This is a genomic window from Streptomyces sp. NPDC002870 (genome assembly GCF_042888505.1).
In the GTDB taxonomy this organism is placed as follows: Bacteria; Actinomycetota; Actinomycetes; order Streptomycetales; family Streptomycetaceae; genus Streptomyces.
In genome coordinates this window covers 114328-122429 of the sequence record NZ_JBIAPW010000026.1, presented here as the reverse complement: position 1 = coordinate 122429, position 8102 = coordinate 114328, and the positions used below count along the sequence as shown (strand labels likewise).

1 protein-coding gene is annotated in these 8102 nt (G+C 68.9%); it reads right to left on the bottom strand.

All coding sequences use genetic code 11. From position 1 onward, the window contains the following. Window positions 1-7949, bottom strand: a 7949-nt coding sequence (locus tag ACFYWY_RS27255) for a beta-ketoacyl synthase N-terminal-like domain-containing protein (protein ID WP_389190663.1), incomplete at its 3' end; no start/stop codon positions are given. Window positions 7950-8102: the final 153 nt, after the last annotated feature.

The following is an 8102-nucleotide window of genomic DNA, read 5'->3' as shown; positions in this document are numbered from 1 at the left end:
TCCAGCACCACATCCACACCCCGGCCACCGGTCACATCCAGGAACGACCGCTCGAAATCCAGATCACGCGAAGACGCAATGTGCGAATCGTCCAGGCCCGACCCGCGCAACGTCCCCCACTTCCCGGGACTCGCGGTACCGAACGCCTCAGCACCCAGATGCCGCGCCAACTGCACCGCAGCCATACCCACACCACCCGCAGCAGCATGGATAAGCACCGACTCACCCGCCTGGAGCCCGCCCAAGTCCACCAGCGCGTAATACGCCGTCAGGAACACCACCGGCGCAGCCGCAGCCTGCGCAAACGACCATCCCTCCGGAATACGGATGACGGTGCGCTCGTCAGCCACCGCCACCGGCCCGAAGGCATACGGGAACAGCCCCATCACCCGATCCCCCGGGGCGAATCCAGTCACTCCCGGGCCGACCTCCGTGACCACGCCGGCGCCTTCCAGGCCCAAAGGCCCTGCGTCACCCGGATACATGCCGAGGACATTCAGCACGTCACGGAAGTTCACGCCGGCAGCCCGCACCGCGATCCGAACCTGGCCAGCCCCCAACTCGCCCGCGGTCTCGGGGCAGGACGCAGTGACCAGGCCCTCCAAGGTCCCCTTCTCGGCAATGTCCAACCGCCAGTCGGCAGGCCCCTCGGGTGGCTCCAAACCAGTTCCCTTGGATGCCACCCGGTCCAGACGAGGCACGAACACCGCACCTCTGCGCAGCGCGAACTCGGGCTCGTCCAGGGCCAGCGCACCTCCGAGCCCGGCCCAGGACTCGGCCGTGCCATCCACATCCACAAGCACGAACCGGCCAGGATTCTCCGCCCGCGCCGCCCTCACCAAACCCCACACCGCCGCCAGCACCGGATCCGGCGCACCATGATCAACCGCCACCGCCCCCTCGGTGACCACCACCAACCGCGAACCCGCGAACCGCTCCTCCGCCAACCACTCCTGCACCACACCCAACACCCGAGCCGACACCGAACGCGTCGCCCCCGGCACGTCGGCCCCACCGGATGGGCTCGGGCCACACGGGAGCAGCAGCAACCGCGGGACATCCGTACTCAGGCCGGCCAGGTCGGCGTACACCTCCGCGTCGATCGAACCCGCAGTCAGCGCTTCCGCGCCCTCCCCGACCACGGCCCAGCGGTCCACGGGAGGGACCGGCTCACCCACCAAGGGCTTCTCCACCCAGTCCACCTGGAACAAGTCCCGATGTTCGCCATGCGCGCCTGCGGCCAGTTCGCCCGAGACCTCTCGCAGGACGAGCGAATCGACCGAGGCCACAGCGCGACCGGCGGAGTCCGCCAGCTGAAGCGAGACCGCTTCCGGCCCGGCCTTCACCACCCGCACCCGCAAAGCCCGCGCACCCGAAGCCAGCAACGACACACCACCCCAGGAGAACGGCAACCGCAGCGAACTCTCACCGCTGTCAAACAGACTCAGGAGCACGGCGTGCAGTGCCGAGTCCAGCAACGCCGGATGCACACCGAATCCACCGGCCAGATCCTCGTGCTGCTCGGGAAGCCCGACCTCGGCGAACACCTCCTCGCCCCGCCGCCATACCTCCCGCAGTCCCTGAAACACCGGGCCATAGGCGAACCCCGCCTCGGCGAACAGCCCGTACACACCATCCACCGGCACCGTCACGGCACCCTGCGGGGGCCACACACCAAAGTCGAACCGCCCGGACTCCGGCACAGGAGCCGCTGCCAGCACACCGGTGGCATTCAGCACCCACGGATCATCATCCGCCGCGTCCCCCGCACGCGAATAAAAGCGGCACTCACGCACAGCGGACTCGTCCCGCCCGTCGACCACCACCTGAATCCGCACGCCACCGAGCTCCGGAATCACCAGCGGCGCCGCGATCGTCAACTCCTCCACCCGGTCACAGCCCACCTGATCACCGGCCCGCACCGCCAGCTCCAGGAAGCCCGTCCCCGGGAACAACACCCTGCCCGCGACCATGTGATCGCCCAGCCACGGATGCGACTGCAACGACAACCTGCCAGTCAGCAGAACCCCGTCGGCCCCCGCCAACTCCACCGCCGCACCCAGCAGCGGATGACCCGGAGCCGAGAGGCCCAGGCCGGCCACGGTGCCCCCCGAGGCAGTCCCAGGGGTCGGCCAGAAGTTGCGCCTCTGGAATGCGTACGTCGGCAGATCGGTCCGGCGTGCGCCTGTTCCCACAAACAGCGAGGCCCAGTCCGCTTCGCCCCCGTGCGCGAACACGGCGGCCACGGCTGACATCACCGAGTCGAGTTCGGCACGGTCTTTCCGCAGCGTGGGAACCAGCACTCCGTCGTCGCCGGACACACATGCTTGGGCCATGGCGGTCAGCGTGCCGTCCGGTCCCAACTCCAGGAACCGGCTGACACCCTGCTCCTCCAGACGCTCAATGCCGTCGGCGAACCGCACCGCATGACGGACATGCCCCACCCAGTACTCCGGCGAGGTGAGTTCCTCCGGTGTGGCGAGTTCACCTGTCACATTGGACACGACCGCGATCCGCGGCGGCGAGTCGTACGAAATGCTCTCCGCGACCCGGCGGAAGTCCTCCAGCATCGGGTCCATCAACGGCGAGTGGAACGCATGACTCACCCGCAACGACGTCGTCTTACGCTCCAAACCGCGGAAATAGTCAGCGACCTCCGCGACCGCTGCCTCCACACCCGACACGACCACGGAGTGCGGACCGTTGACAGCCGCGAGGCTCACCTCGCTCTCGCGGCCCGCCAGGAGTGGCAACACCTCCGCCTCCGACGCCTGCACAGCCACCATCGCCCCGCCTTCGGGCAGCGCCTGCATCAACCGGCCACGCGCCGCCACCAGACGACACGCATCCTCCAGCGACCACACCCCCGCCACATACGCGGCCGCCAACTCACCAACCGAATGCCCCAACAACACATCCGGCCGCACACCCCACGACTCCACCAACCGGAAAAGCCCCACCTCCAGCGCGAACAGCGCAGGCTGAGCGAACTCAGTCCGGTTCAGCAACTCCGCATCATCACCGAACACCACCCCACGCAGCGAACACCCCAACTCACCGTCGAACCGCTCACAGACCTCGTCGAACGACCGGGCAAAGGCAGGGAACACCCCGTACAACTCCCGCCCCATCCCCAACCGCTGCGAACCCTGCCCCGCAAACAGAAACGCCGTACGACCCCCGTCCGCTGCGCGACCGGTGATCACACCCGGCCAGGGTTCGGTGGCCGCCAGCGCCGCAAGACTCGCGCGCAGCTCGTTCCGGTCCGAGGCGAGTACGACTGCCCGGTGCTCCAGCGTCGAGCGCGTCGTCACCAATGACAGGGCCAGATCGCTCAGCGGCAGTTCGGGGTCAGCCTCAACGAACGACAGCAACCGCTCAGCCTGCCCCCGCAGACCATCGGGACTCACCGCCGAGACCACCACCGGCACCACCGGCAGCTCGCGACCCTCGCCCTCACCGGACCCAGCGTCCTCGTCCGCGACAGCCTCCACCGGCGGAGCCTGCTCCAGGATCACGTGCGCATTCGTCCCACTGATACCGAACGACGACACACCCGCCCGACGCGGCCGATCGCTCTCCGGCCACTCCGTGTTCTCCGCCAGCAGCTTCACATCCCCGGCGGACCAGTCCACACGCGAAGACGGCACATCCGCGTGCAGAGTGCGCGGCAGTACCCCGTGCCGCATCGCCATGATCATCTTGATCACGCCGCCGACACCCGCAGCCGCCTGAGAGTGACCGATGTTCGACTTGAACGACCCGAGCAGAAGCGGGCGTCCCTCCGGCCGGCCCTGCCCGTACGTCGCCAGCAACGCCTGCGCCTCGATCGGGTCCCCGAGCGGCGTCCCGGTGCCGTGCGCCTCCACCGCGTCCACATCCGCCGCCGACAGACCCGCCCCTGCCAGCGCCTGACGGATCACGCGCTGCTGCGACGGCCCGTTCGGCGCCGTCAGACCATTCGACGCACCGTCCTGATTCACGGCGGAACCAGCCACCACCGCGAGCACCTGGTGGCCGTTGCGCCGGGCATCCGACAACCGCTCCACCAGCAGCACACCCACACCCTCGGACCACGCCGTACCATCCGCGGCATCCGAGAACGCCTTGCACCGGCCGTCGGTGGACAGCCCCTGCTGCTGACTGAAGTCGACGAACGTGTTGGGTGTCGACATGACGGTCACGCCACCGGCCAGCGCCAGATCACACTCGCCCGACCGCAACGCGTGCACCGCCAGATGCAACCCCACCAAGGACGACGAGCACGCGGTGTCCACCGTCACCGCCGGTCCCTCCAGACCGAACGTGTAGGAGATCCGGCCCGACGCCACACTGGCGTGGTTCCCGGTCAGCACATACCCGTCGGCACCGTCCGAAGACCCGCGCAGACAGGACCCGTACTCCTGGCCCATCGCCCCCGCGAACACACCCGTGCGACTTCCCCGCAGCGACTCCAGAGCGATCCCGGCCCGCTCGAAGACCTCCCACGACGTCTCCAGCAGCAACCGTTGCTGCGGATCCATCGCCAACGCCTCACGCGGCGAAATCCCGAACAACCCCGCATCGAACGACGCCGCGTCGTAGAGGAACCCGCCCCTCTGCACGTACGTCTTGCCGAGCTTCCCCGGATCCGGGTCGAACACCCCTTCCAGATCCCACCCACGATCCGCCGGGAACCCGCCGATTCCCTCGCCACCGTCAACGACCAGCTGCCACAGATCCTCAGGAGACTCCACGCCGCCCGGAAACCGGCACGCCATCCCGACGATCACCACCGGATCGTCGTCCGACACCACCGACGCGGCCGGCTCGGATCCGGATTCTTCGTGCGTGCGGCCCACCGCCTCGTCGGCCAGGTAGCCGGCCAACGCCGCCGGAGTCGGGTAGTCGAAGAGCAGCGAAGTCGGCAGGCTCAGTCCGGTCGCCGTCTTGAGGCGGTTGCGGAGGTCCACGGAGGTCAACGAGTCGAATCCGAGGCCCTTGAACGTCCATCGCGGCTCGACCTGGTCGGGGGACGCGTGACTCAGGATGGCCGCGGCGTGCGTACGTATCTCCTGGAGCATGGCGCTGCGCCGCTCGCTGTCCGAGGCGTCGGCCAACCGGCTCAGCAGTTGCGGTTGCTCGAAGTGATCGGTGCTGTCAGCTTCTGGCAGCTCGTCCGCCGTGGAAAGGGGCCGAGGCGCTTCCGGGACAATGTCACCGGAAGCACCCTCCAGCCAGTACCGACGGCGCTGGAAGGCGTAGGTGGGCAAGTCCACCCGACGCGCACCGGTTCCGGCGAACAGCGCCGACCAGTCCAGTACGACACCGGAGGCGTGCGCCTCGGCAAGCGAGTTGAGCAGACGATCGCTGCCGCCCTCGTCCCGGCGCAGCGATCCGATCGCCACGGCATCGGTGCCCGCGTCATCGGCGGTCTCCATGAGCGCGCCGGTCAGCACCGGGTGAGGGCTGACCTCGACGAAGACGCCGTGGCCGTGTTCCAGCAGTCCACGGACCGCTTCGTCGAAGCGGACCGGCTGCCGCAGATTGCGATACCAGTAGCCGGCATCGAGCGTGGCGGTGTCCACGACACCCGCCTCGACCGTGGAGAAGAACGGCACCTGCCCGGACTTCGGTGCCACAGCGGCCAGTACGTCGACGAGCTCGTTCTCGATCGCCTCCACGTGTGCCGAGTGCGACGCGTAGTCCACCGGTACTCGCCGCGACCGGGCCCCGCGCTGCTCGCACCAGACCAGCAGTTCCTCCAGGGCGTCCGTGTCGCCGGACACCACCACCGCCCCGGGGCCGTTCACCGCCGCCACCGATACACGGTCCGGCCAGCGTTCGGCGAGTTCGCGCTCCACCTCTGCCGCAGGCAGAGCCACCGAGACCATTCCGCCCCGGCCCGCAACCGCCGTAAGCGCCCGGCTGCGCAGCGCCATCACCCGGGCGCCGTCGTCCAACGACAGCCCACCGGCCACGCACGCCGCCGCGATCTCACCCTGCGAATGCCCCACCACCGCGGACGGCACCACGCCGCATGCCTGCCATACGGCCGCCAGCGACACCGCCACAGCCCAGGACACCGGCTGCACCACGTCGACGCGGTCCAGGGACGGAGCACCACAAGCGCCCCGCACCACATCCAGCAGAGACCACTCCACGAATGGATCGAGCGCCTTTGCGCATGCCTGCATCGAGGCGGCGAAGACCGGGGAGGCGTCCAGCAACTCCCTTCCCATGCCGGCCCATTGAGCCCCCTGGCCCGGGAACACGAACACCGGGCCACGGGCGTCCTCGCTCTGGCTGATGTCGGCGGCCGGGCGTCCCTCCACGAGGCCGGGGGCCCCCGCGCCTTCAGCCAGGGCTTCCAGGCCCTGCAGGAGTTCGTCGCGGTCCCGGCCCAGCACGATGCCTCGGTGCTCGAACGAGGACCTTCCCGTGGCCAGGGAGAACCCCACGTCGGCGGGCGACGGACCGGGGTTCGCCTTCACATGGGCCAGCAGCCGACCGGCCTGGGCCCGCAAGGCAGGTTCGCTGCGGCCCGACAGCGCCCACAGCATCGTAGGGGCGTCGGCCGCCCCGGGTCGGCGGGCGAGCAGCCCGCCCGTTTCCGAACCGTCGGCGTCGGCGTTGCGGCCGACGGCCGGCTGCGCGGCGGTCCAGTCCGACAGCACCACATGGCAGTTGGTGCCGCCCATACCGAACGAACTGACCCCGGCGAGCAGGGATGCGTCCTTCCGCGGCCATGGGGTCAGCGAGGTGCCGACTCGCAGGTTCAGGCTGTCGAGCGGAATGTCCGGGTTGGGCGTACGGAAGTTGAGGCTGGGCGGGATCTCTCTCCTGCTGACCGCCAGAATCGCCTTGATGAGTCCGGCGATGCCGGCCGCGCCCTCCAGGTGCCCCAGGTTGGTCTTCACGGATCCGACGAGCAGCGGGGAGTCCGCGGGCCGGGCACCGCCGAGCACGGCACCGAGGGCCGCCGCTTCGATGGGGTCGCCCAGCTTCGTCCCGGTGCCGTGCAGTTCCACGTACTGCACATCGGCGGGGTTCACACCGGCCCTGCGGTAGGCCTCCCGCAGGACGTCCTCCTGAGCGGCGCGGTCAGGCGCGGTCAGGCCTTCGCCACCGCCGTCGTTGTTCATCGCGGTGCCGCGGATCACGCAGTGGATCTGATCGCCGTCGGCGAGGGCGCGCGAGAGTGTCTTGAGGACGACGAGGCCGCCGCCCTCACCGCGGACGTAGCCGTTCGCGCGCGCGTCGAATGTGTGGCAACGGCCGTCCGGGGAAAGCCCGCCGAACTTGGCCGAGGCGATAACACTGTCGGATGCGAGAGTCAGGTTGACGCCGCCCGCGAGCGCGAGGTCGGACTCGCCTCGACGCAGGCTCTCGCACGCCATGTGAACGGCGACCAGCGAAGAGGACTGACCGGTGTCCAGGGTGAGGCTGGGACCACGCAGACCCAGGAGGTACGACAGCCGGTTGGCGATGATGCCACGGTTCAGCCCGGTGAGGGTGTACTGGCCGATGGCCTCCACCCCGAGCCTGCGCGCCAACGTGGCGTAGTCGTCCCAGATCGCTCCGATGAATACGCCGGTCCTGCTTCCCCGGAGCCCTCGGGGAACAATTCCGCCCTCTTCCAGCGCCTCCCAGCCGAGTTCCAGAATCAGCCGCTGCTGAGGGTCCATCACCATGGCTTCGCGGGGCGATATGCCGAAGAAGCCGGGATCGAATCGATCGACGTGGTCGAGGAACCCGCCCCATCGCGGGTGCGTCCGGTCCACCGACGAATCGGCCGGATCGTGGAGTGGATCCGCGTCCCACCGGTTTCCGGGTGTCTGAGTCACGGCGCTTTCGCCATGCCTGAGCAACTGCCAGAACGTAGCAGGATCGGGCGCTTTGGGAAGTCGGCAGGATATTCCGACAACCGCCACGGCTTCTTCCGAAGAAATTCCGCATTCTGGCAACACGGCCACAGCCTCCACCTTACGGACGGATCCGACTCACCGCCGACTGCGCATTCCGGCCGGGTCCGACTGCCGCGCGGCTGCGAAACGATCGATGCTCTGATCTTTTCCATACTGGAGCTTGGTTGCGGCCTTCGTCGCCCAGGCCCCGGGGCA